The organism is Saccharibacillus sp. JS10 (assembly GCF_024436065.1).
In the GTDB taxonomy this organism is placed as follows: domain Bacteria; phylum Bacillota; class Bacilli; order Paenibacillales; family Paenibacillaceae; genus Saccharibacillus.
In genome coordinates this window covers 519733-545240 of record NZ_JANFNS010000003.1, presented here as the reverse complement: position 1 = coordinate 545240, position 25508 = coordinate 519733, and the positions used below count along the sequence as shown (strand labels likewise).

General features: G+C 48.0%; 25 protein-coding genes and 8 tRNA genes. All 33 read left to right on the top strand.

The features are described 5' to 3' along the window. Positions 1-223 precede the first annotated feature (223 nt). Positions 224-315, top strand: a tRNA-Ser gene (locus NOM90_RS12870). Positions 316-355: 40 nt separating this feature from the next. Then, positions 356-429, top strand: a tRNA-Met gene (locus NOM90_RS12865). 20 nt (positions 430-449) lie between these two features. Next, positions 450-525, top strand: a tRNA-Val gene (locus NOM90_RS12860). Between the two features lie 7 nt (positions 526-532). Continuing rightward, positions 533-608 (top strand) — tRNA-Thr (locus tag NOM90_RS12855). Between the two features lie 13 nt (positions 609-621). Beyond that, a tRNA-Asp gene (locus tag NOM90_RS12850) sits at positions 622-697 on the top strand. Between the two features lie 32 nt (positions 698-729). Continuing rightward, a tRNA-Phe gene (locus NOM90_RS12845) sits at positions 730-802 on the top strand. A 12-nt stretch (positions 803-814) separates the two neighbouring features. Next, positions 815-899, top strand: a tRNA-Tyr gene (locus NOM90_RS12840). Positions 900-907: 8 nt separating this feature from the next. Continuing rightward, positions 908-980: transfer RNA gene (locus tag NOM90_RS12835), tRNA-Lys, on the top strand. A gap of 97 nt (positions 981-1077) precedes the next feature. Next, positions 1078-2169 (top strand): PucR family transcriptional regulator, encoded by a 1092-nt coding sequence (locus NOM90_RS12830; protein WP_255942423.1) that lies wholly within the window; start codon positions 1078-1080, stop codon positions 2167-2169. A 119-nt stretch (positions 2170-2288) separates the two neighbouring features. Then, complete coding sequence (locus NOM90_RS12825; RefSeq protein WP_255942422.1) at positions 2289-3416, top strand: ABC transporter ATP-binding protein; 1128 nt, start codon at positions 2289-2291, stop codon at positions 3414-3416. A 166-nt stretch (positions 3417-3582) separates the two neighbouring features. Then, positions 3583-4524 (top strand): HPr(Ser) kinase/phosphatase, encoded by a 942-nt coding sequence (hprK, locus tag NOM90_RS12820; protein ID WP_255942421.1) that lies wholly within the window; start codon positions 3583-3585, stop codon positions 4522-4524. Between the two features lie 36 nt (positions 4525-4560). Further along, on the top strand, positions 4561-5598 hold the full coding sequence (lgt, locus tag NOM90_RS12815; protein WP_255942420.1) for a prolipoprotein diacylglyceryl transferase: 1038 nt from the start codon (positions 4561-4563) through the stop codon (positions 5596-5598). A 7-nt stretch (positions 5599-5605) separates the two neighbouring features. Continuing rightward, positions 5606-6256, top strand: a complete 651-nt coding sequence (ppaX, locus tag NOM90_RS12810; RefSeq protein ID WP_255942419.1) for a pyrophosphatase PpaX — start codon at positions 5606-5608, stop codon at positions 6254-6256. 7 nt (positions 6257-6263) lie between these two features. Continuing rightward, positions 6264-6755 carry an acyltransferase gene (locus NOM90_RS12805; protein WP_255942417.1) on the top strand — a complete coding sequence of 164 codons (492 nt, stop codon included), beginning with the start codon at positions 6264-6266 and terminating at the stop codon, positions 6753-6755. A gap of 126 nt (positions 6756-6881) precedes the next feature. Further along, positions 6882-8096, top strand: coding sequence for an acyltransferase (locus tag NOM90_RS12800; protein WP_255942416.1), 1215 nt, complete (start codon positions 6882-6884; stop codon positions 8094-8096). Positions 8097-8365: 269 nt separating this feature from the next. After that, a complete protein-coding gene (locus tag NOM90_RS12795) occupies positions 8366-9553 on the top strand; it encodes an ATP phosphoribosyltransferase regulatory subunit (protein WP_255942415.1) in 1188 nt (395 codons plus the stop codon). An 87-nt stretch (positions 9554-9640) separates the two neighbouring features. Beyond that, positions 9641-10279, top strand: a complete 639-nt coding sequence (gene hisG, locus NOM90_RS12790; RefSeq protein WP_255942414.1) for an ATP phosphoribosyltransferase — start codon at positions 9641-9643, stop codon at positions 10277-10279. Positions 10280-10344: 65 nt separating this feature from the next. After that, positions 10345-11649, top strand: a complete 1305-nt coding sequence (gene hisD / locus NOM90_RS12785; protein ID WP_255942413.1) for a histidinol dehydrogenase — start codon at positions 10345-10347, stop codon at positions 11647-11649. 43 nt (positions 11650-11692) lie between these two features. Next, positions 11693-12301 (top strand): imidazoleglycerol-phosphate dehydratase HisB, encoded by a 609-nt coding sequence (hisB, locus tag NOM90_RS12780; RefSeq protein ID WP_255942412.1) that lies wholly within the window; start codon positions 11693-11695, stop codon positions 12299-12301. Position 12302: 1 nt separating this feature from the next. Then, positions 12303-12923, top strand: coding sequence for an imidazole glycerol phosphate synthase subunit HisH (gene hisH, locus NOM90_RS12775; protein WP_255942411.1), 621 nt, complete (start codon positions 12303-12305; stop codon positions 12921-12923). A 37-nt stretch (positions 12924-12960) separates the two neighbouring features. Beyond that, a complete protein-coding gene (gene hisA / locus NOM90_RS12770) occupies positions 12961-13695 on the top strand; it encodes a 1-(5-phosphoribosyl)-5-[(5-phosphoribosylamino)methylideneamino]imidazole-4-carboxamide isomerase (protein ID WP_255942410.1) in 735 nt (244 codons plus the stop codon). Between the two features lie 23 nt (positions 13696-13718). After that, a complete protein-coding gene (gene hisF / locus NOM90_RS12765) occupies positions 13719-14477 on the top strand; it encodes an imidazole glycerol phosphate synthase subunit HisF (protein ID WP_255942409.1) in 759 nt (252 codons plus the stop codon). Next, entirely contained in the window at positions 14474-15178 is a 705-nt protein-coding gene (hisIE, locus tag NOM90_RS12760; RefSeq protein ID WP_255942408.1) for a bifunctional phosphoribosyl-AMP cyclohydrolase/phosphoribosyl-ATP diphosphatase HisIE, read from the top strand. The genes hisF and hisIE overlap by 4 nt, the downstream gene beginning before the upstream one ends. Positions 15179-15197: 19 nt before the next feature. After that, positions 15198-16022: a histidinol-phosphatase HisJ gene (hisJ, locus tag NOM90_RS12755; protein ID WP_255942407.1), complete on the top strand. Its 825-nt coding sequence runs from the start codon at positions 15198-15200 to the stop codon at positions 16020-16022. A 138-nt stretch (positions 16023-16160) separates the two neighbouring features. After that, entirely contained in the window at positions 16161-17108 is a 948-nt protein-coding gene (locus NOM90_RS12750) for a ribose-phosphate diphosphokinase (RefSeq protein WP_255942405.1), read from the top strand. 119 nt (positions 17109-17227) lie between these two features. After that, entirely contained in the window at positions 17228-18952 is a 1725-nt protein-coding gene (locus NOM90_RS12745) for a tetratricopeptide repeat protein (protein ID WP_255942404.1), read from the top strand. Between the two features lie 49 nt (positions 18953-19001). Further along, on the top strand, positions 19002-19961 hold the full coding sequence (trxB, locus tag NOM90_RS12740) for a thioredoxin-disulfide reductase (RefSeq protein WP_255942403.1): 960 nt from the start codon (positions 19002-19004) through the stop codon (positions 19959-19961). 144 nt (positions 19962-20105) lie between these two features. Further along, positions 20106-20891 carry an AAA family ATPase gene (locus NOM90_RS12735; protein ID WP_255942402.1) on the top strand — a complete coding sequence of 262 codons (786 nt, stop codon included), beginning with the start codon at positions 20106-20108 and terminating at the stop codon, positions 20889-20891. Between the two features lie 274 nt (positions 20892-21165). Further along, the gene (locus NOM90_RS12730) at positions 21166-22113 is read left to right on the top strand and encodes an ROK family glucokinase (protein ID WP_255942401.1); all 948 of its coding nucleotides are present in this window, start codon (positions 21166-21168) and stop codon (positions 22111-22113) included. Positions 22114-22141: 28 nt separating this feature from the next. After that, positions 22142-23047, top strand: a complete 906-nt coding sequence (gene rapZ, locus NOM90_RS12725) for an RNase adapter RapZ (RefSeq protein WP_255942400.1) — start codon at positions 22142-22144, stop codon at positions 23045-23047. A gap of 47 nt (positions 23048-23094) precedes the next feature. Beyond that, positions 23095-24090 (top strand): gluconeogenesis factor YvcK family protein, encoded by a 996-nt coding sequence (locus tag NOM90_RS12720; protein WP_255942399.1) that lies wholly within the window; start codon positions 23095-23097, stop codon positions 24088-24090. 7 nt (positions 24091-24097) lie between these two features. After that, positions 24098-25027 carry a DNA-binding protein WhiA gene (gene whiA, locus NOM90_RS12715; RefSeq protein WP_255942398.1) on the top strand — a complete coding sequence of 310 codons (930 nt, stop codon included), beginning with the start codon at positions 24098-24100 and terminating at the stop codon, positions 25025-25027. A gap of 130 nt (positions 25028-25157) precedes the next feature. Then, positions 25158-25427 (top strand): HPr family phosphocarrier protein, encoded by a 270-nt coding sequence (locus NOM90_RS12710; RefSeq protein ID WP_255942397.1) that lies wholly within the window; start codon positions 25158-25160, stop codon positions 25425-25427. Positions 25428-25508: the final 81 nt, after the last annotated feature.

The following is a 25508-nucleotide window of genomic DNA, read 5'->3' as shown; positions in this document are numbered from 1 at the left end:
TGGAAGCGCAGCAATGTGTGCAGCTGACAAGTACTAATCGGTCGAGGGCTTATCCTTTTGGTTTTCTACGGAAAACCGCTTCGAAAGACGCGAAGAGATCGTTTCGGATCCAGTTTTCAAGGTGCAAACCTTGTATCGACTGCAACATGCATGTCTGTTCTAGTGTAGGTTATTTTCCTGGGTTCTATTCGATGAAGAATAATCGCACGGAAAAAACCAGTTTGGAGAGATACCCAAGTGGCTATAAGGGGACCCTCTGCTAAGGGGTTAGACTGCGTTAGCGGTGCGAGGGTTCGAATCCCTCTCTCTCCGCCATTCCTTTCTTGAATAAGAATGGGAATTGGCAAATTAATATGGCGGTGTAGCTCAGCTGGCTAGAGCGTACGGTTCATACCCGTGAGGTCGGGGGTTCGATCCCCTCCGCCGCTACTTTTAGATTCACTTCCCATGGAGGCTTAGCTCAGCTGGGAGAGCATCTGCCTTACAAGCAGAGGGTCGGGGGTTCGATCCCCTCAGCCTCCACCATTCATATGCCGGTGTAGCTCAATTGGTAGAGCAACTGACTTGTAATCAGTAGGTTGGGGGTTCAAGTCCTCTCGCCGGCACCATTTTTAATGGCCTGGAACCGTGGTGTAGGGGTTAACATGCCTGCCTGTCACGCAGGAGATCGCGGGTTCAAATCCCGTCGGTTCCGCCATTTAAATTTAATAATTAAGTTTCATGGAGTATGGCTCGGTAGCTCAGTTGGTAGAGCAAAGGACTGAAAATCCTTGTGTCGGCGGTTCGATTCCGTCCCGAGCCATCTTTATATTGTGGAGGCTTAGCGAAGTGGCCAAACGCAGCAGACTGTAAATCTGTTCTCTCCGAGTTCGGTGGTTCGAATCCATCAGCCTCCACCAGTTTTTACGAGCCATTAGCTCAGTTGGTAGAGCACCTGACTTTTAATCAGGGTGTCGAAGGTTCGAGTCCTTCATGGCTCATCTAAAAGTCGTATTCCGTTCAACGGGATACGGCTTTTTTGCATATTCTAGAGTATGTTAAGATAAAAAGAAAACGGTGTTGGGGGGCTCTTTCCTTATGAACGTGCAACAAATTCGGAATCGACTACAAGAAATTGTGGGTCATCCGGTTGAGCTCTTGGAAGTTGAAGTTGCAGAATGGAAGCCAAAATCTCAAGGCGATGACTTTTCATCTTTAAGTTGGACAGACAAAGACTCCACTTGGTTTGCTATTCCTCATTCAGAATTTGTTGATGAGAGTAAACGTTGGGCGTTTCGAGTAGAAGCACCTCAATTAGAAGATTCAGTTCAACAACTGATTGCTTTGTTAGTCGAATCGGTATCTTTTTCTACATATAAAGAATCTCAAGAAGAAGAAAACGATGTTCAGCAGCTAGGTCGCTGGTTGTCCGATAAATTAGAACAAGACGATTCTCCGCAAGAATTGCCAGATACCTTGCTACTGAAAAGTCGTCTTTTTACAGAAAAAATTCCTTTTTTGCTGATGTGTGAAGGGGCTCAAAATTCTTTGGGTGGATATGAAGAACTTCACCAATTGCTTTCGACCTTTTTGGAACGTGAGGTACTGGTTGTCCCACTTCATGCTCGAGAATGGCTACTATTAATAGATCGCCTTGACGTACTTGAAGTGTCGGAAGAAAGAGAAGAAGAAAGTGATCAGGAGCTACTTGAAGCATTCGGACTTGGGCTGTATGAACTGATTGCCAGCGAATGGACAGGGATTTTCAATTTATCTGTATCAGAACCTTTGCAACCGGCGTACGGACTGGTTCGGACATTGAGATTACTTCGGGAAAGCGTGTTTTTGGGGAAAACGTTTCATGTGACGCAGCATGTGCATCTTCCGTGGGGACTGGGTTTGGAGCGGTTAGTCTATAGTATTCCAAGTCTTCAGCGGGAACGCTTTGTCGAAGAGATTGAAGGATTGGATGTCATACTTGCAGATAACGAGGTATTGACGACATTGGAAACTTTTTTTCAAATGAATTCGAATGTTAGCGAAACGGCGAAGCGATTGTATATTCACCGGAACACGTTGATTTATCGATTGGATAAAGTCAAACAAGAAACGGGACTTGATGTACGAAATTTTGGAGATGCCATCTTAATGAAACTGTCTTTGCTATTAGATAAAGTCACAAAAGACTAGATGTATTTTTGTGCAGTTTGCGGATAGCCAAAGAAAGCGTATTCAGGTTAATATAGAAACAGTTAAAAGAAAGCAGTTTGTTTCATACACATATCCTCAATACAGGGAGGCAACATTCAATGGCTGGTGTACGCTTAGAACATATCTACAAGAAATATGCAGGTACTGACAAAGCAACGGTAATCGACGTTAACCTCGATATTAAAGATAAAGAATTTTTGGTACTGGTCGGTCCTTCCGGCTGTGGTAAATCGACGACACTGCGTATGATCGCAGGTCTGGAAGAAATCTCCGAAGGTAAATTGTACATCGGCGATCGCGTCGTAAACGACGTAGCTCCAAAAGACCGCGATATCGCGATGGTATTCCAATCTTACGCGTTGTACCCGCACATGGACGTATACTCGAACATGGCGTTTGGTCTGAAATTGCGTAAAGTGAAAAAAGACGAAATCGAGAAACGCGTTCGCGAAGCTGCGAAAATCCTCGATATCGAACATTTGCTTGAGCGTAAACCAAAAGCACTTTCCGGTGGTCAACGTCAACGTGTCGCTTTGGGACGTGCGATTGTCCGTGATCCACAAGTTTTCTTGATGGATGAGCCTCTTTCCAACTTGGACGCTAAACTGCGTGGTCAGATGCGTGCGGAAATCACAAAACTGGTTAAACGTCTTGAAACAACTTGTATCTACGTAACGCACGACCAGATCGAAGCTATGACAATGGGCGATCGTATCGTCGTTATGAAAGACGGTATTATTCAACAAGCTGCTCCGCCAGAAGAGCTGTACAACAACCCAACGAACATCTTCGTTGCAGGCTTTATCGGCTCGCCTACGATGAACTTCATCAACGGCAAACTGGTTGATCAAGGTGATGCTCTGCATTTCCAAGCGCAAAACTTGGATGTTGAAATCCCACGCGGCAAAGCGCAAATCTTGCGCGATAAATCGCTGGTAGGCAAAGAAGTGATCTTGGGTCTGCGTCCAGAAGACGTACACGAAGAGCCTGTATTCTTGGAAGCTTCCCCGAATACAATCTTCACAGCTAACGTTGACGTTACCGAGAACCTTGGTCACGAAATGTTGCTTTACCTGAGCGGTTTGGGCGGCGACACTACGATTGCACGTGTAGACGGTCGTTCGAGCGTTCGCGAAGGTTCGCAGGTTCGTCTTGCGATCGACATGAATAAAGTCCACATCTTCGATAGAGAATCGGAAATCAACGTCTTCTACGACGCGAAATAATTCCGTTTGCTATTGAAATGAAAATAAGGAACCGCCCTTCGGGGCGGTTTTTTCGTATGTACAATAGGAAGAGATACGTTTGGGTATAGCATTGCTTTCAATGCGTATTTCCTTTACGATGGGTAAGATAGCAAGACCAAGAGACAGAAGAAGGGAAGAATACGCAATGGCTAAACAGGTAAAAGTAGCCGAGCTTGTCCAACAATTTCAATTCGAAGTCGTATCGGGCGAACAGGGATTACGCCGTCCGATCGCGGTCGACGATCTGAACCGACCTGGGCTTGAAATGGCTGGATATTTTGAATACCACACGCCGGAGAGAGTTCAGCTGCTAGGTAAAACTGAGCTGACTTTTTATCATATGCTCTCTAAGGAAGACAAGCTGGATCGAATGAGCCGACTCTGCAATGAAGAGACGACGCCTTGTATTATCGTGACCCGCTCTTTTGATGTACCGGAAGAATTGATTCAAATCAGTAACGAACGTGGGATTCCCGTTTTACGTAGTGGGATGTCTACGACGAGTCTTGCTAGCCGAGTCACTGGCTTTTTGGAACGCAAGCTTGCACCAACGACTACGATTCATGGTGTATTGGTCGATATCTATGGAGTCGGTATTATCATTACGGGTAGCAGCGGTATCGGTAAAAGTGAAACCGCATTGGAGCTTGTTAAACGCGGGCATCGTCTGATTGCCGATGACGCTGTAGAAATTCGTCAAAGCGCGGACAATCAACTGGATGGTACGGCTCCTGAGCTTATTCGTCATCTGCTGGAGATTCGCGGGGTTGGCATCATTAATGTCATGACCTTATTCGGCGCCGGAGCGATCCGCAACCACAAACGGATTACGTTGGTCGTTCGTCTGGAAAATTGGCAGCCGGACAAGCAGTATGACCGTTTGGGATTGGATGAAGAAACGACGCGTATCATCGATACGGATGTGCCGCTTGTGACAATTCCGGTTCGTCCTGGACGAAACCTTGCGGTTATTATTGAAGTCGCAGCGATGAATTTCCGATTGAAGCGTATGGGATACAATGCAGCGCAACAATTCACTCATAAGTTGACGGCTACGATTGCAGACGATATGGATGATTTGGATTAAAACTTTTTGAAGAATGAGGGATTGGGAGGTTAAGGCATGGGGGCATTACTTGCGATCAATCCGATCGCGTTCAGTATCGGTCCGTTAGCCGTCCATTGGTACGGGCTGATTCTTGGACTCGGAGCTGTAGTCGGAATGTTGATTGCGATGCGCGAAGGAAAAAGATTCGGTCTGCCGCAGGAATTGTTTATGGACATTTTGCTGTTCGGCGTACCGTCGGCTATTATTTGTGCGCGGATTTATTATGTAGCTTTTCAATGGGATCAGTACAAAAATAACCCGATTAAGATTTTTGCGATATGGGAAGGCGGCATCGCGATCTATGGAGCGCTTATTGGTGCCGTAATTTGTGCAGTCATCTATACGCGGATCAAGGGTTATAGTTTTTGGCGGATTGCCGATCTGTGTGCGCCGGGCTTGCTTGCCGGTCAATTGATCGGACGTTGGGGGAATTTCGTCAATCAAGAAGCTTATGGCGGCGAAGTGAGTGAAACTTTCCTGCGCAATACGCTACATTTACCTAACTTTATCGTGAATCAGATGAACGTGGAAGGGGTCTATCACCATCCGACGTTTTTGTATGAATCGCTTTGGAATGTGCTGGGTATTATATTGATCTTTGTTATTCGTCGACGTTCTTTTGTACGTGCCGGCGAAATCTTTATCGGATACTTTATGTGGTATGCGATCGGTCGCTTCTTTATCGAAGCTTTGCGCACCGATAGCTTGGCTTTCCAAGGACCGAATTGGTTGGCTTCGCTGATCAATGGCATGTGGACGCCAATGACTTGGTTTGGATTCGAACAAGGGTATTTGGATGCGGCTTACGGAAATGTCCGCATTTCGCAGTTGGTGGCAATCTTGCTCTTCGTTATTGCGATCGCATTGATTATCATTCGTCGCAAAAACGGGCAAGCGAATATTCGTTACTCTGATCCGATCGTGTCTTCGAAGTTGTCGACAGCTCTACCAGCGGTAGATGAAAATCATCGTGTAGAAGGTGCAGATCCAAAATCCTCATCGGAACGTATTGGCAAAAGCTCTACAGACGATGAACTTTCCCGGAAGGAGTGAGCGGATTATGACTACTCCTCCGAAGATCTCTACCGTATTGTTTGATTTGGATGGAACGATTATCGATACGAATCAATTGATTATTGACTCGTTCATGAACGCGATGTCGGATATTCCGTTAACGCGTGAAACGATTATTCCGCATATGGGTACGACGTTGCAAAATCAGCTGCAAGTGTTTTCCGGGCTTGAAGATGTACGCGAACTGGAGCAAGCCTATCGGCAATATAATTTGGCGCATCACGATTCGATGGTGAAACCTTTTCCGCATGTTCAAGAAGTCATTCAAACGCTGCATGCTTCAGGAATCCGCCTCGGCGTCGTGACGACCAAAATCCGTCCGACGACGATGAAAGTGCTCGATATGTTCGATCTAACTTCGTATATGGAGGCGATCGTAACGGTAACGGATGTGACTCATCCCAAACCTCATGCCGAGCCTGTACAGATGGCATTAGAAAAAATGGGCGTTGATCCCAAAACAGCGCTCATGGTAGGCGATAGCCCAGCAGATATTCAGTCTGCGCAAAATGCGGGCGTCTATGCAGCGGCGGTCGCTTGGTCGCTCAAAGGCGAAGCGGTGCTATCGGGATACAATCCGGATCATATTATCCGCGATATGCGTGACTTGTATGCTTTGACCGGAACAGGAGCGTAGATCGATTATGAGAAAAACGGAGCGCCATTTCGTGGAAGACGGCCCGAACGCTTTGCGTCAGATCTATAGAACGGTAAGCCCATGGAAAGGCGTCAAAAACTTCGTTTTTATCCAGATTGCGCGGTACTGTCCGATTTTGGAAATGAAAAATTGGATTTACCGTCATATGCTGCGCATGAAAGTCGGGCCGGATACGGCTTTTGGACTGATGGTTATGGTCGATGTGTTTTTTCCGGAAAAGATTTCGATCGGACGCAACACTGTCATTGGCTATAACACGACGATCTTGGCGCACGAGTATTTGATTCGGGAATATCGCCTCGGGAATGTCGTGATCGGGGACGAAGTCATGATTGGCGCGAACACTACGATTTTGCCCGGGGTTACGATCGGGGATGGAGCTGTCGTAGCGGCAGGTTCAGTCGTTTATCGTGATGTAGAGCCGGGAACTTTTGTCGGAGGCAATCCACTTCGGGTGATCGAACGAAAAACGCCATAATGTTGGATCGAACTTGTTTAGACGGGTACGCGAAAATAAAATTGGGTAAATGGTATACGGGAGACAGCGATGTCGTCCCGTTTTCGCTTCGTAATTGGAAGTCGATAGGGAAAGGAGTTTATGACTTTGAGTTCTGTTTCAATAAAAAAAGAAAGACTGCCGCAACTCGATACGTTTCGGGCTTTAGCGATTTTGGGCGTGCTGCATGTTCACGCGACCTCTTTTGCAACCGTGGAATCGGTGAATTTGAAAGCTTTTTATCTGATCAACTTTATTAATGTGTTTTTCCGCTACGGGACACCTTCTTTTATTATGCTGAGCAGCTTTGTCCTGTTTTACAATTATTATAATCGCCCGCTAAATGGTAAATTGATCGGTGGCTTTTATAAAAAGCGGATGTTGTACATTTTGCTGCCTTACATCCTGATCTCCGCTATTTATTTTATTTATAAAATGCATGTAGCAGGGACGCTCGGTACAGGTGCAGAAACGTATAGCGAAATGCTGGCGCGGTATTGGACGAATTTAAAAGAAGGTACGGGATATACGCATCTGTATTTTGTGTATATTAGTGTGCAATTTTATATTTTGTTTCCGCTCATCCTGCTGTTGTTAAAATCGTCTAAATGGGTCGTGCGTTTCGCGATTCCGATTGGATTGATCTTGCAGTGGGGCTTCGTATTTTGGAATAAATATGATCTTCACTATGCAACTAAAGGAAGTCTCGCCATTACATACTTGTCCTACTATATGATTGGTGCCTTTCTCGCGATCCATTTCGATCAGATCCGGGGTTGGCTGATGAACGATTCCAAAAAGTTGCCGACGAAAGTCTGGTTCTGGAATTGGGCATTATGGATTGCTTGGGCAGCTGTGGTCATTGTGCATGTCTGGTTCTATCAAGGGATTCGATTGAAACATTTCACTGCCAATTCACTGTGGTACGAACTATTGTGGAATGTGCATACGATGTTAACCGCTTTAGTGCTGATGCGTGTATCCTTCGCTTTATACCGCAAAGCACCGCAATGGTTGATCAAAATCCTGACTCGACTAGGCGAATTGTCGTTTGCGATTTATCTTGTGCATCCGCTGGTCCTCGGTTATTACCGAGATACGAAAGATTGGTTCTTTAGCCATTTTGCGATGGGATCGGTAACGTATTTCGTATGGGTATACGGCGGGTTGATTGCAGCTCTGGCGATCTCGTGGATCGTCACGCAGTTGATTTTGCGCTGGATTCCTGGAGCTTGGATCTTACTTGGGAATGTCCCGGGTTCTTTGCGGAAAAAGAAAAAAGCACCGCCTGCACCTGCAACTTCAAGCGATCGCAGTATATAGGAGTAAGAAACTCATAATCTTTACTCAAAAAAGCTCTTTCTGCCTCGGTGGGAAGAGCTTTTTGTTCAGATAAATGGACGCAGATTGACGACAAAGGCGACAAAATGATAATATAACTCTACGCTTTATTTTACTACCATGTTATCACTGTACCATATTAAAGTATTTAAAATGAATATTTGCCGGATATGCGTCTTTCGGATATGGTGAATATCATATAGATGAAATTAACGAAAATACGTCATGAACAATTTATAGAGGTGAATCTAATGTCCAAACCGCAAGGGTTTGAAAAACCGATCGGCGTTCGCGATTATCTGCCTCGCGCTACCCGCAGATTGCGCCGTATCGAGCGAAGTGTACTTGATTGTATGTCGCGTTGGGGCTATGATCCGATCAAAACGCCGACGATGGAATATTATGATACGGTTGGACTGGCAAGCTCGACGCCGGATCGCAAATTGTATAAGTTGCTCAACAACCGTGGGCAGACGTTGGTATTGCGCTCCGAAATGACAGCGCCGATCGCGCGCGTCGCATCTTCGCTGCTGCGCGAAGAATCGTTGCCGCTGCGACTGTCGTATCACGCGAACGTGTTTCGCGCGATCGAAGAAGAAGCAGGACGCGAAGCGGAGTTTTTCCAAACCGGCGTGGAACTGGTCGGCGACCGTTCTCCCGAAGCGGATGCAGAAGTGATTGCGCTTGCGATTGCTTCTATGGAAGCAGCAGGTGTACAGAGCTTCAAGTTCGCAATGGGTCATGTCGGGTTTTTGAACGGGCTATTCGATGAGTCGCTGCCGGATCGCGCAGAAGATCAACAAGCGCTCAAAGAACGTCTGCTCAAGCGGGATTATGTAGGATTCCGTGAAGCGGCGGAGTCGCTCGGTCTTGGGGCGAAGCAGCAACAAGAGCTGGAAGGATTGCTCAGATTGCGCGGCGATGTGAGCGTATGTGATCAGGCGGCGGGATTAAGCCGCCACCGACTTGCGCAAGAGTCGCTAGAGCATCTGCGTAGCGTCTGGGAAGCTTTGCAAGACTACGGCGTGTCGCAGCATGTCATGATCGATCTGACGATGATCGGCGATTTCTCGTATTATACCGGAATGGTATTCGAAGGCTATGCCGCTGAATTGGGATTCCCGGTATGCAGCGGAGGACGCTACGATAACCTGTTGAAGCAGTTCGGACGCGATGTTCCGTCTACGGGGTTTGCGCTTAAAACAACACGGATTTTGGACGGCGTAGGCGATCCTGCCGATGAAGAAGAACGCCCGGTGTTGATCGTATATGACTTGAAGCAGCGTGCTCAAGCATTGAATGAAGCGGCTCGAATCCGCTCAGAAGGCGGAGCCGCCGTTACGATATTGGCAGCAGACAACAATCCCCATCAGCCTGCCGAAAGTCATCGATATAGTCAGGTGCTTCTGTTCACGGAAGAAGGAAACGAAATTCGATAAATCAAAGCTCAAAGCTGCCGTTAATGGAGTTTGAGTCATTATAGGATAAATAAGAACATGAACGAGTTTTAAAAGGAGGAGAACCGCTTGAGCGAAGTGCTGAAAGTCGCGATGCCGAAAGGCAGAATTTATAAAAAAGCGGCAGAGTTGTTCCGCAGCGCAGGTATTGTGATTCCGACCGATGTCGATGATTCGCGTCGACTGGTGATTCCGATTCCGGAAGCGAATATGGAATTTATTATGGCGAAGCCTGTGGATGTGCCGACTTATGTGGAATACGGCGTAGCCGATATTGGCATCGTCGGTAAAGACGTGTTGCTCGAAGAAAACCGAGATGTGTACGAACTATTGGATCTGGGCATTGCTCGGTGCCGGATGTCGGTTATCGCGCTGCCTGATCGTCAGCCAGGGATTCATCTTCGTGTCGCGACGAAATATCCGAATGTGGCAACGCGTTATTTCCGCGAACAAGGCGAACAAGTCGAAGTTATTAAGCTGAATGGTTCGATTGAACTTGCGCCGTTGATCGGTCTTGCGGACCGAATCGTCGATATGGTCGAAACCGGGCAAACGCTCAAAGATAACGGGCTGGTCGAATTGGAGAGTATTTTCGGGATTACAAGCCGTCTGATCGCCAATCGAGTGAGTTACCGGATGAAAAATGACGCGATCCAAAAGTTATGCGATCAATTGGAAAAAGTAATGCCGAGCGTAGTGAAATCTTAATTTTAAAATCAATGATCAAGCGGCAATCTACTGCCGCCTGATGAATAATAGACGGAGGAACGACTATGAAGATTGTACCTGCGGCGGAGTTCGATCTGCGCCGGGATGTCGAGTACGGTTCGGACGAACAAGTAACGACGGTCAAAAAAATCGTCGGCGATATTAAAGCCGAAGGCGATGCGGCATTGTTGCGTTATACCGCAACGCTAGATCGCACTACGCTGGAAGCGTCACAGCTTCGAGTGACCGAAGACGAACTGCAAGCGGCTTATAGCCGCGTCGAAGAATCGTTCGTACTGGCGATTCGCGCCGCAGCAGTCAATATCCGTACGTTCCACGAGCGGCAAAAGCGCAATTCGTGGATGGAACTTCAGCCCGACGGCGGCATGCTCGGGCAAATTATCCGACCGCTTCGCCGGGTCGGCGTCTATGTACCGGGCGGAAAAGCGGCTTATCCGTCTTCCGTACTCATGAACGTCATTCCCGCTCAAGTTGCGGGAGTGCCGGAGATCGTGATGGTGACGCCGCCTGCTACTGGCGGCAAAGAAGGAATCGACCCGTATATTCTGGTTGCCGCCGCTGAAGCCGGCGTAACCGAAATTTACCGGGTCGGCGGCGCGCAGGCAATCGCGGCGCTTGCTTACGGGACGGAAAGCATAGCTTCCGTCGATAAGATCTGCGGTCCCGGCAATATTTACGTCGCGCTCGCGAAGCGCGAAGTGTACGGGCTGGTCGATATCGACAGCCTTGCCGGACCTAGCGAGATCGTCGTCTTAGCCGACGAGACGGCAGACCCTGAATATATCGCTGCGGACTTGCTGTCGCAAGCAGAGCATGACGAATTGGCTTCGGCGATTCTGGTCTGCACGTCAGAAAAGCTCGCCGAGTATGTAGCGGCCGAAGTGGAACGCCAGCTATCGGAACTGCCGCGTCAACAAATCGCGCGCGCATCGATCGAAAACTACGGCGCGATCATCGTGACGGACAGTATCGAAGCGGGGATCGAAGTTGTGAACCGTCTGGCTCCCGAACATTTGGAAGTCATGGTGCAAAGCCCTACCGAATACCTCGGTTTGATCGAAAATGCCGGAGCGATCTTCCTCGGGCCTTATAGCTCGGAGCCGGTTGGCGATTACTTCGCAGGACCTAACCATATTATTCCGACCAACGGTACAGCGCGCTTCGCGTCTCCCGTTGATGTCGATGACTTTATCAAAAAATCGAGTCTGATCCAATATAGCAAGCAATCGCTGCTACAAAATGCTTCGACCATTATGGAACTTGCGCGCCGCGAAGGGCTGGAAGGCCATGCACGTGCAATCGAAGTCCGGGTGAAAAAAGAAGGCGCTCAGCAGCCAGATTCCAACTAAATAAAAGACACGGCAAAGCGAAAACAGGACGGAGGCACTTTTTATGACAGAAATCAACGAATCACAGACACGCAGCGCAAGTATTGCTCGCAAAACGAACGAAACGGATATTAAATTGTCTTACGGAATCGACGGTACAGGGATCTCGGAGATTTCGACGGGCGTTCCTTTTTTGAATCATATGCTTGATTTGTTTACGAAGCACGGTCAATTTGATCTGAACGTGGACGCGAACGGCGATATCGAGATTGACGATCACCATACGGTTGAAGATATCGGGATTTGTCTGGGTAGCGCGCTGCTGGAATCGTTAGGGGATAAAAGAGGCATTAAACGCTACGCGAATGTGTTCATTCCGATGGACGAAGCATTGGCGCAAGTCGTGATCGATATCAGCGGGCGTCCGCACTTCGAATATCGCGCTCAATATCCGTCGAATATGGTCGGTACGTTTTCGACAGAAATGGTACACGAATTTTTATGGAAATTCGCGTTGGAATCGCGCATTACCTTGCATGTTATCGTTCATTACGGACAAAACACGCACCATATGATCGAAGCGATCTTCAAAGCACTCGGACGTGCGCTTGACGAAGCGACTTCGATCGATCCGCGCGTAACCGGGATTCCTTCGACGAAAGGAGTGCTCTAAGATGACCATCGCCATCGTCGATTATGGAATGGGCAATCTGCACAGCGTCAGCAAAGCGGTCGAGCGTCTAGGTTACGACTATGTGATTAGCGGCGACGAACGCGAAATTATGCAAGCTTCCGGCATATTGCTGCCCGGCGTAGGTGCTTTCGGCGATGCTATGATTCATCTACGTGAGACAGGGCTGGATCAAGTGATGCAGCGTGCGGCGAGTGAAAATAAACCGCTACTCGGCATTTGTCTGGGAATGCAGCTGTTGTTTGACGGAAGCGCAGAGCACGGCGACCATGAAGGGCTGGGGCTGTTACCGGGTCGTGCGGTGCGCTTCAAGGCCGGAGAACTGAAAGTTCCGCATATGGGCTGGAATCGACTTCGGTTCACATCGGAAAACGAGCCGCTGCTCAGCGGATTGGAGCCGGGTCATGTGTACTTCGTTCACTCGTATCACGTCGAGCTTGAGCAACCGGGCGATCTGATCGCTTCCGCGGATTACGGGCTTCCTGTAACGGCGATTGTCGGACGAGGGAACGTGTACGGGATGCAATTCCATCCGGAAAAAAGCGGCGAACTCGGAATGAGCTTGCTCCGTAATTTTTTGAAGTTGTCCGAAGCGCAGGCGTGAATGAAGTTACTTTGATTAGATAAAAAGGAGAATTGATATGACGGCATTTACGATCTATCCGGCTATCGATATTCGCGGCGGCAAATGCGTGCGTTTGCTACAAGGCGATTACGAGCAGGAAACGGTATTCAACGAAAGCCCGCTCGATGCGGCGAAGCAGTGGGAAAGTCTGGGCGGACAATACGTGCATCTGGTCGATCTGGATGGAGCCAAAGCCGGACGTCCGATCAATCACGAAATTATCGGCAAAATCGCGTCTACGCTGAACGTACCTGTACAAATCGGCGGCGGGCTGCGTACCTTTGAAGATGTGAAATTGCTGCTTTCGTTAGGTGTAAGCCGTGTTATTTTGGGAACCGCCGCAATCGAAGACCGAGCTTTTACGGAAAAAGTACTTGCTGAATACGGCGACAAAGCGGCGATCGGGATCGATGCACGTAACGGCTTGGTCGCAACTCGCGGCTGGCTGGAAACTTCGGAAGTGCGCGCAGAAGATCTCGCCAAAGAATTGGCTGCAAAAGGAGCGGAAACGTTCATTTTCACCGATATTTCCAGAGACGGGATGATGCAAGGGCCTAACGTAGAAGCGATTCTCGCTTTGGCAAAAGCTTCCGGCAAAACGGTCATCGCATCAGGCGGTGTTACCGTACAAAACGATCTGGAAGTTCTGGCTACGCATGTGAACGATGGAATTGGCGGAGCGATTGTCGGTAAAGCGCTATACACAGGTAATATTGATCTGAAATCAGCTTTGGCTGCGGTAAATAGATAGAGACAGAAAGAAGGAGGAACGGCATGCTCGCGAAACGAATTATTCCGTGTCTGGATGTAAAAGACGGGCGCGTCGTTAAAGGAGTCAACTTCGTCAATTTGCGCGATGCCGGCGATCCGGTAGAACTTGCGTCCGTTTATGATCGTGAAGGCGCAGACGAATTGGTCTTTCTTGATATTTCTGCGTCGGTCGAAGGTCGTGCAACGATGGTCGAAGTGGTGCGTCAGACCGCGGGAGAAATTACGATTCCGTTCACGGTCGGAGGCGGCATTTCGCAAGTGGACGATATGAAAAGAATTTTGCGTGCAGGCGCGGATAAAACAGCGGTGAATACCGCAGCGGTTCTTCGCCCGGAACTGATTGCAGAAGGCGCTCGGCGCTTCGGATCACAATGTATCGTGCTTGCCGTTGACGCGAAATACAACCCAGACTGGCAAGAGTGGGAAGTCTACACGCATGGCGGACGCAAATCGACAGGAATAAAGGCGCTGGAGTGGGTCAAACGCGCCGAATTGCTGGGAGCAGGCGAAATTTTGCTGACCAGTATGGATGCCGACGGGACAAAAGACGGTTTTGATCTTAAGCTTACTCGTGCGGTATGCCGAGAAGTGTCGATTCCGGTTATCGCGTCAGGCGGAGCGGGAACAAGCGAACATTTTTATGATGTATTTACCGAAGGAACGGCGGACGCAGGTCTTGCGGCGACTATTTTTCATTACAAAGAAATCGCGATTCCAGATCTCAAGAATCAATTGAAGCAAAAAGGAGTCGAAATTAGATGAATCGAGAAAGCGATGTAATCGTTACACCGGAACAATTTGTAGCCAATATTAAATGGGATGCTCAAGGGCTTGCTCCAGCAATTATCCAAGATGTTAATACCAAAGAAGTACTGACATTAGCTTATATGAACGAAGAATCGCTGCGCCGTTCGGTTCAGTCGGGCGAAACTTGGTTTTGGAGTCGTTCCCGTCAAGAATTTTGGCATAAAGGCGCGACGTCAGGCAATGTGCAAAAAATCGTTGAACTGCGTTATGACTGCGACGGGGATGCTTTGCTTGTGAATGTCGAACCTGCGGGACCTGCTTGCCATACAGGCAAAGTCAGCTGCTTTTTCAACAAAGCGGCGCTTGAAGTTGGGCAAAGCTCGGATGCAGCCGATTCAGGTACTACAGCTTCGGCGGGACGCTTCGACGTACTCGGCGAACTGGAAAGCATCATTGCTGCGCGCGATCTAGAACGTCTAGAAGGTGCGTATACGACCTATCTGTTCGAAAAGGGCATCGATAAAATTTTGAAAAAAGTCGGAGAAGAAGCAGCGGAGTCGATCATCGCGGCGAAAAACGGTGACAATGCGGAACTTCGCCTTGAAGTCAGCGACCTGATCTATCACTTGCTTGTTCTGCTTCAAGAACGCAAACTTCCACTCGACGAAATTATGGACGAGCTGGCTCGTCGTCACGAGCGTCCGCGCCGCGACTAACAAGCAGAGGAGAATAGCGATGCTGATCGATTACCATACCCACCACGAACGTTGCGGTCATGCCGTCGGAACGCTGGAACAGTATGTACGCCGAGGGATAGAGCTAGGTCTAAGCCAACTGGGATTATCAGATCATATGCCACTACTGCATGTCGATCCGGCGGCGTATTACCCTGAGATGGCAATGCCGATGGACGAGTTGCCGCGTTATGTCGAAGAAGTGCTGATGCTTAAAGAAAAATATCGCGGTGAAATCGACATCAAACTAGGTTTAGAGGGCGACTATATCGAAGGTTATGAAGCTGAAATTCAGCAAATCGTCGAACGTTATCCGTGGGATTATGTGATTGGTTCTGTACATTTTCTCGGAGAATGGGACATCACCGATTTTCGTCAAACAGCGGGCTGGGAAGGTCGCGATCCCTTGAAAGTGTACGAAACGTATTACGATGCGATCGGAAAAGCGGCCGCGACCGGATTTTACGATATTCTCGGTCATTTCGACGTGATTAAACGTTTTGGCTACGCGCCAACAGCGGAACAAACTGCGGAAAAAGAATCTTTTGAAAATCAAGCCCTTCAAAGCGTTGCAGAAAGTGGCATCGCGATGGAACTGAACGCATCGGGATTAACCAAACCTTGCGCCGAAATGTTCCCTGCTGAAGATATTCTTCGCCGTGCCATTGCACGCGGCATTCCGCTAACGCTCGGTTCGGATGCGCATGATCCTAAAAAGCTTTCGGAAAATTTGGATCAGGCACGTATGCAACTCAAGCAATTAGGCGTAAAAGAAGTTGCTACGTTTGATCGCCGCCAAAGAATCATGATTCCGTTGCAAGATTAGAATTTTCGGATATAGGGACGCCAAAATTTGGCGTCTCTTTGCTTTTGCGCTTCCCTCGATTGGGGTATAATCAAAACAGACCTAAGAAGATCAACGAAAAATCATACCATATCAATAATAAACTTGCGGGAGGGTGCCATGCAGCACAGGATGCGTGTATTTTCGGGTTCGTCTAATCCAAGCTTAGTGGACCGGATCTGCGACGATTTGGGCGTTACGCCCGGTAAAGTGAAACTTACCAAATTTAAAAGTGGCGAAAGTTATGTTCACTATGAAGAAAGTATTCGTAATTTGGACGTCTTTATCGTTCAATCGCTTTCTCATCCGATCAATGAACATTTCGTCGAATTACTTGTGATGATCGATGCGGCAAAACGCGCTTCGGCACGTACCGTTAACGTTGTTATTCCGTATTACGGTTATGCCAGACAAGAACGCAAAGCCGCTCCGCGCGAGCCGATCTCGGCAAAAATGGTTGCCGATGTGCTGACGACTGCCGGAGCTACCCGGGTGGTCACGATTGAGCTGCATGCAGCGGCAATCCAAGGATTTTTCAACATCCCGGTCGATCACCTGACGACACTGGATTTGATTGCCGATTATTTGCGCAGCAAAAATATTAAAGACCCTGTGGTCGTATCTCCAGATGCAGGCCGAGCGAAGCTCGCTGAAAAATTGGCGAATCGATTGGATTCTCCAGTCGCGATTATGCTCAAAAAGCGCCCTTCGCACAACGAAGCGATGATTACGCATGTCATTGGTGAAGTCGAAGGACGTACGCCGATCATCATGGAAGATTTAATCGATACGGGCTCAACCATTCTGAAAGTCGTCGAAGGCTTAAAAGAACGCAATGCCAAAGACCCGATCGTCTGCGCAACTCACGGTGTATTTTCCGATGGAGCGCTTCAGCGTCTGGATCATCCGAGTATTGCCGAAGTCGTGATTACCGATTCGATTGCTTTGCCAGACGATCATTCGGAACGGTTCACGGTACTTCCGGTTGCGCCTATGCTCGCAAGAGCAATCCATATTATCTTAGAAGGCGGATCGTTAGCGACGCTATTTAGCGATTCGGGTATTTGATTTTTGGATCGCTTAAGAAAAATCCAGTGTACCGTCTTCCTTTTGGGAGGGCTGTACAAGTATGTTATACTGATCTGGATATTGGTTTTTAAACAGTTAACAAAGGGGGCCTTGCTCAGGTGAACGGGAATTATCGGCGTGAAAAGAAACCACAGAACACTGTAGTTTCTTTGACCATGGACGAAAGCTTTTTTTTTGAAAGAGCCGTCCGAGCGCTGGATCGCTACCAATATGACAAGGCATTGAAATATTTTCGTAAAACAGTAGAGTTGAAACCGGGCAATCCGGTCAATCATTGCAACATGGCGGGTATATTATCAGAGATGGGCAATTATGAAGCTTCGAACGAAGCGTTGCTTCATGTGCTTGAGCATGTCGACCCGTCTATGACGGAATGCCGATTTTATATGGCGAATAACTTTGCCAATATGGAGCGGTTCGAAGAAGCGGAAGATGCCTTGCTCGCTTATCTGGAAGCCGATGCGTCTGGACAGTTTTTACATGAAGCCGAAGAAATGATCGAATTGCTTCAGTTTGAGCTGAAACGAAATCTTCGACAACATCATGTGTTGGCACGTCAAGGATCGGATCGCCATGAACGTGCGCGTACGATGCTGGAAGAAGGAATGTTCGCGGAAGCGTCCGATCTATTGGAACAATTGCTTGAAGAGTATCCCGACTTCGCGGCTGCGGCAAATAATTTGGCGCTAGCTTATTATTATATGGGCATGACCGATCGAGCATTGAAAACGGTAGAAGATGTGCTGCAAAAAGAACCGGGAAATCTGCACGGACTGTGCAATTTGGCGATTTTCCGCCGTCATTCGGGTCCAGAAGGTGCAGCGGAAGCGGCGCAGCTTGCACGACGCTTATCAACGGTCATTCCATTTCACCGGGAACATGCGTTTAAACTTGCGACGACGCTCGGGATTTTGGACGAACACGAAGCGGCATACCAGCATTTCCGCAGATTGTTGTCGGGAGAAGAAGCTTCGTCTGATGCTTCGATTCATCATTATTGCGGCGTAGCGGCGCTACTGAGTGGACGAATCGGTATTGCGGAACAAATGTGGAAGCAGACGTTAAAGCTTGATCCCGAAGCGGAAGCTGCTCGTTATTATGTTGAGCGTTTACCGGAATGGAAGCAAAACGGGGTTTCTGAATTGGTCAGCTACCATTACCGTCTGGAAGCCGTCAAGCGATCCGAACTTTGGCGACGCTGGGAAGAGCGCTTGACGCAAGATTCGTCATCCATGCAAGAAACGTTGATCCATACGTTGCAATCGGGTAACGAAGAAGAGAAGCGTCAAGTATTGAAAGCTTTTTATTCGTTTACAGACGAAAAATGGCTGGATGCGCTACGCGTACTTGCCGAAGATTCGAGCGAAAACCAAGAGTTACGCAGTCTTGCTCAGCAGGCGTTAAAAAATTCTGGCGAAAATGTCGCAGAAGAAAAAGAACGTTCGGAACTTCAATTTTCGCGTGAACCGGCTGAACTTCCAGTATGGGAAAAGCGTTGGCAAGATGTGCTGGATACGGCGATCCGCGCTTCATGTGCGCCAAGCGATTTCGGGCTTCGGCGCGATCTTGAAGCGTTATGGACAGACTTTTTGCGGCGATTATACCCGGATGTACCGGTATTCTCGTATGCTCAAGGTTGGGCAGCGGCTTTAGATTATTTGACCGATAAGCTTCGCCGAGGCGAATCGACCTATGAAGAAATCGGACAACGTTATGGCGTATCTGCTTCTACCGTAGGGCGTTACGTGAAGCGTATCGACCAAGTCTGCAATATCAAAGAACGCATGACGATGCACAGCCGAGATCATCGAAAAGGGCTGTAACGTACAAGAACTACACATTATTTGGATGGATCTTAAGGAGGATGCCCATATGCAAAAATATAAAACAGTCGTAATCGGAACAGGTCCTTCGGGCTTGACTTCAGCTATTTATTTGGCTCGCGCTAACTTAAACCCACTCGTGATTGAAGGTCTTCAACCAGGGGGTCAATTGACGACGACAACTGAAATCGAGAACTTCCCAGGCTTCCCTGACGGAATCATGGGACCGGAATTGATGGACAATATGCGTAAGCAAGCGGAGCGTTTTGGCGCCGAATTCATGAACGGTTGGGTAGACGCTGTCGATTTCTCGCAACGCCCATTCAAAATTACCGTTGAAGGCGCAGGCACAATCGAAGCTGAATCGGTCATTATTTCGACAGGCGCTTCTGCGCGCTACCTCGGAATTCCAGGCGAACAAGACAATATCGGACGCGGCGTAAGTACATGCGCAACGTGCGACGGATTCTTTTTCCGTGGCAAAAAACTGATCGTAATCGGTGGCGGCGATTCGGCGATGGAAGAAGCGAGCTTCTTGACTCGTTTTGCGACAGAAGTTACGGTCGTAAACCGTCGCGAAGAATTGCGCGCTTCGAAAATCATGCAAGACCGTGCGCGCGAGAACGAGAAAGTATCATGGGCGCTGAACCGTCAACCGCTTGAAGTGGTCGCAGGCGATACAGGTCTTAAAGGTCTTAAAGTTCTGAACAACGAAACGGGTCAAGAAGAGTTGCTGGAAGCTGACGGCGTATTCGTCGCGATCGGACATACGCCGAATACGACTTTCTTGCAAGGTCATATCGACCTGGACGGTCACGGTTACGCAATCGTGAAGCCGGGTACGACTGAAACCAATATTCCAGGCGTATTTGCATGCGGCGACGTTCAGGATACGAAATACCGTCAAGCGATTACGGCTGCAGGAAGTGGCTGTATGGCAGCGATGGATTGCGAAAAGTATCTCGAAGGTAGCGTTGTACACGACTGGAGCGAAACGCTCGACCGTTAATTCATTTTTGATCAATCATCGTAAGAACTGATTAAAGAACGCGCAGACAAGAATCCGCACACGGAATCTTTCGTCGGCGCGTTCTTTTTATATAGGTGTATCGCAATCATTTGTATCGTAATCAACAAGGAGGTGAATCGTAGAATGAATGGTAATTCCAAGTCCACAAGCAAAATCGACCGTCGTTATTTGCGCCGGATACAATTGCAAAAGGAGAATATTGAAAATCATGACCAGTATCCTTTTAACCTTCCTGTAGTGAACGAGGTTGAGCAGATTCATTTTCACGATCGGGTGACTTATATTGTGGGTGAAAACGGAGTCGGCAAGTCGACTTTACTGGAAGCGATCGCCGTAGCTTGGGGATTCAATGCTGAAGGCGGTACGCTGAACTTCACTTTTTCTACAGCAGAGACGCATTCATCGCTGCATCAATGTCTACGTCTGATTAAAGGCACTGTTATGCCTAAAGACGGGTTCTTTTTCCGAGCGGAGAGTTATTACAATATGGCGACCGAGATCGATGAGTTGGATAAAGGAGAATCGTTAGGCGGCAGGGTCATCGATAGTTACGGCGGGCGTTCGCTGCATGAACAATCGCACGGAGAAGCTTTTTTCGCAACCTTTATGAATCGATTCGGTTCGGACGGTCTGTTTATTTTGGATGAGCCGGAAGCAGCATTGTCTCCTGTTCGTCAACTTGCCATGCTCTCGCGTATTCATGAATTGGTGCAAAAAGGCGGGCAATTTATTATTTCCACCCATTCTCCTTTGTTGATGGCGTATCCCTATAGCCGACTGTATCATTTGACCGCAAACGGCATTCGCGAAAGTCGTTGGGAAGAAACGGAACATTATCAAGTGACCCGACAATTTTTAAATCATCATGAACAAATGTTGAAGCATCTTTTGCCTGACGAGGAAAATTAAATAGAGACGATCCAAGCAAAAGCCGCGTCATACAAGGGTTTCAACGCCCCCGGGCGTGCCGCGCTCTTAAAAAACAAAGTTTGAATGCAAGAGAAGAGTCGCAGATAATACGGTAAATAGCTTTCGAGCCTTGCGGGACAAGGCTTTGTAAGGAGGTATCTCGCTTGACCGAACCCGGGTGTTCGCTTATAGTGGGATACGAAGGTGGACTTACGCAAACGGATTCATCATTTTCGATTTTCTATAATTCAGAAGAAAAAAGGTGGCTTGTATCATGTCTGAAAATGTCTACGTCGGTATGGATCTTGGTGGCACTACGATTAAAGTCGGGTTATGTAGCGAGAGTGGCGCGTTGCTGCATACGTATGAAGGACCCACAGGAGTTGCGGATGGAACAGATGCCGTAATTTCCAATATGGCGGATTACGTTCGTCGAGTTGTAGAGGAATCGCCGTATTCTTGGGAACAACTGGCTGGAGTCGGAGCAGGAGTCGCTGGATTCACGAATGTCCGTGATGGCATCATTATCATGGCACCGAACATAGGCTTCAAAGACGTGCCGATCCGAGCGATCCTCGAGGAACGACTCGGCAAGCCTGTTAAAATTGATAACGATGCGAATGTAGCCGCACTGGGCGAAGCTTGGAGCGGAGCAGGAGCAGGCATCGAAAATTGCGTCTGCTACACACTGGGAACAGGTGTAGGCGGCGGTGTTATTATCAACGGTCGTATCTATCAAGGGGCTTTCGGTATGGCAGGCGAAGTCGGACATATCGATGTCGTGCCGGATCTTGAAGCGATTCAATGCGGTTGCGGTAAATTGGGTTGTCTGGAGACCGTATCTTCGGCAACCGGGATTATCCGCATGGCAAAAGAAGCGGTCGAGCGCGGCGAACGTACATTTATCGCAGATGCTAGCGAAATTACGGCAAAAACGGTATTTGATGCGGCAAAAGCGGGCGACGAAGTGGCTCTTCGTATTGTTAAACGCGCAGCCTTCTATTTGGGTAAATCGATGGCGACTGTAGCAGCTGTTCTTAATCCACAAAGCTTTATTATTGGCGGCGGTGTATCGAGAGCCGGAGATATTTTGTTTGATCCGATTCGAGAAACATTCGCTCAATTAACGCCAGAACCGCTTCAAGGTGGTGTTCAGATCGTACCGGCTATGCTGGGCAACGACGCAGGCATGATTGGGGCTGCTGGTTTGTTAATTCGTTAGTATCCGCAAAATCGGGAGGGGAAGTCGCATGAGCGAAATTCCAACAGAAAAAGCGGCAACTTCGACCGCTACACTGATGATTATTACAGGCATGTCGGGAGCCGGTAAAACGATTGCCGTACAAAGCTTAGAAGATTTAGGGTTTTTCTGTGTAGACAATTTGCCACCTGTTTTGATCCCGAAATTCGCAGAGTTGATTGAACAATCGAATGGCAAAATCGCGAAAGTCGCGTTGGTCATTGACTTGCGCGGTCGCGAATTTTTTGCGGCATTGTCCGAATCTCTCGCTTATATCAAAGATCATTTTACGATTCATAGCGAAATTCTATTTTTCGATGCGAACGATTCGGTGTTGGTACAACGATACAAAGAAACACGTCGTCGTCATCCGCTTGCACCGGACGGAATGCCGCTTGACGGGATTCGTCTGGAACGCAAAATGCTGGAGGAGCTGAAAAATTCAGCGACCCAAATTATTGATACGACGAACATGAAGCCGGCTGTATTGAAAGAAAAGATCATTTCGCGTTTTGCGCATATGGAAACTCATCAATTGTCGGTTAACGTGACGTCGTTTGGCTTTAAGTATGGCGTGCCGATCGATGCCGATCTTATTTTCGACGTTCGCTTTTTACCGAATCCGCATTATATCGACAATTTGCGTCCGCTGACCGGTCAAAATAGCGATGTGTATGACTATGTGATGAAATGGCCGGAAACGCAGACGTTTTTGACGAAGTTATTGGATATGCTGCATTTCCTGATTCCCCAGTACCGAAAAGAAGGCAAAAGCCAGGTGATTATCGGCATCGGATGTACCGGAGGTAAACACCGTTCGGTCGCGATTTCCGAATATTTGGGTCGGATGTTAGGAGCCAGCGAGACGGAAAGAGTCCGTGTGAATCACCGGGACGCCGAACGGGATCGTCACTGATTGCTACACAAAAGTTCAGGCGTCCAACGTACTGAGGAGTGAACTTAATGAATATGAAACAACAACCGCAGCGTCCTGTACGCCGCCCACGCATCGTTGTCATGGGTGGCGGAACAGGCTTATCCGTGATGTTGCGGGGTCTCAAAGAACAACCGCTTGATATTACGGCGATTGTGACGGTTGCCGATGACGGCGGAAGTTCCGGTATTTTGCGCAATGAGATGCAGATGCCGCCGCCAGGCGATATTCGTAACGTATTAACGGCTTTGGCGGACGTCGAGCCGGTGCTGTCAGAGATGTTGAATTATCGATTCAAAGCCGGCAACGGTTTGGCGGGGCATAGTCTCGGCAACTTGATTTTGGCTGCGATGACCGATATTTCGGGAGATTTTGTAACCGCCGTGCGTGAGCTTGGGCGGGTATTCGCCGTCCGGGGACGTGTCTATCCAGCGGCAAAAGAAGGCGTTATTTTGCATGCTGAGATGGAAGACGGAACAATCGTAACCGGAGAATCAAATATTCCGGAATATGGCGGCAAGATCAAGCGAGTCTTTCTTGAACCCGTAGAAGTCGAAGCATTACCGGAAGCGATACTTGCGATTCAACGAGCCGACGCGATTTTGCTGGGTCCCGGCAGTTTATATACAAGTCTGCTCCCTAATCTTATGGTTCCGCAGTTGTCGGAAGCCTTCGTGGCATCCAGCGCTGTAAAAATGTTTATTTGCAACGTGATGACGCAGCCAGGAGAAACCGATGGATTCAGCGTTGCCGATCATCTTCAAGCGGTACATGACCATGTTGGCAGCCATCTGTTCGATTATGTGCTCGTTAATAGTGGGCATATCCCCGACGAAGTGCAAAAGCGTTATGCCGAAGAAGGCGCAACTCCGGTACGGCTGGATCTGGAAGAAATGGCGGGAACCAATTGTACGGTGATTGCCGATACATTTGTGAAGTACGGTACGTATTTACGTCACGATGCGGAGCAATTAAGTGAACATATTAATCGACTGGTGGAAGACTGGATGATGCGAAAGGGGTGAATAGTCCATGTCGTTCGCGGCTCAAACTAAAAAAGAACTGACGATGGTGGAAGCAGATGCTTGTTGTGAACAAGCGGAACTTTCGGCACTGATCCGGATGAACGGTTCGGTGCAATTATCCAACAAAAAAGTCAGTCTTGATATTTCGACCGAGAATGCGGCGATCGCTCGCCGAATTTATTCATTGATCAAAAAGCATTTTAACGTGCATACCGAACTGCTTGTGCGTAAAAAAATGCGTCTCAAAAAAAATAATGTCTATATTGTTCGGATTCCGGCAGGTGTGGAAGAATTGCTGGGTTCGCTTAAAATTACGTCGCAAGGTTTTCAATTTTTGCCCGGAATTAGCCCAGACATCGTAAAAAAGAATTGCTGCAAACGCGCTTATTTACGCGGAGCTTTTATGGCGGGCGGCTCGGTTAATAATCCGGAAGGATCTTCGTACCATCTGGAGATTGCTTCGATGTATGAAGAACATTGCCAAGCCCTTGTCGATCTCGCGAATACATTCAACTTGAATGCACGCTGTATCGAACGCAAAAAAGGCTTTATCTTTTACCTCAAAGAAGGCGAAAAAATTATCGAACTGTTGAATATTATCGGAGCGCATCAATCTCTGTTTAAATTCGAAGATGTTCGAATCATGCGCGATATGCGTAATTCGGTGAACCGAATCGTCAACTGCGAGACCGCAAACTTGAATAAAACGATCGGTGCAGCTGTGCGTCAGATCGATAATATCCGGTTTTTGCAAAAAGAAGTCGGGTTGGAAAGTCTACCGGACAAATTGCGCGAAGTCGCAGAAGTACGTCTGGCACATCCCGAAATCAATTTGACTGAGGTCGGAGAGTTGTTAAAAGGAACGGTCAGCAAGTCTGGCGTGAACCATCGTTTGCGTAAGCTTGATATTATGGCAGAGAAAATTCGAGGCGGCTAAAAGCCGTCTCTTTTTGGATACAGTTTGTATGGATGCTTTTAACTGTTGTGAGCAACCGAAGTTATGTTATACTAAGTATAATAATGCGTTTAGACAGGAATTTTATTTTGTATAGGGGGTAAGATTGCACATGACTAAGCACCCAGTAGTCGTTCGACTGAAAACAGGGCTTCACGCTAGACCTGCGGCTTTGTTCGTTCAGGAAGCTAATAAATACTCTTCCGAGATTTTCGTAGAAAAGGAAGATAAAAAAGTAAATGCTAAAAGTATCATGGGAATTATGAGCTTGGCAATTAGTTCGGGAACTGAAATTCACATCAGCGCAGAAGGCGCAGACGATGAACAGGCTGTAAACGCTTTAATTAGTCTCGTGAGTAAAGAAGAATTGGAAAACCAATAATCTTCTTATCCGTTTCAAAGCAGATCTTGATCTTAACCCTCCTGAAACCTCGGGAGGGTTTTTACGTATGTGAAGAGAACT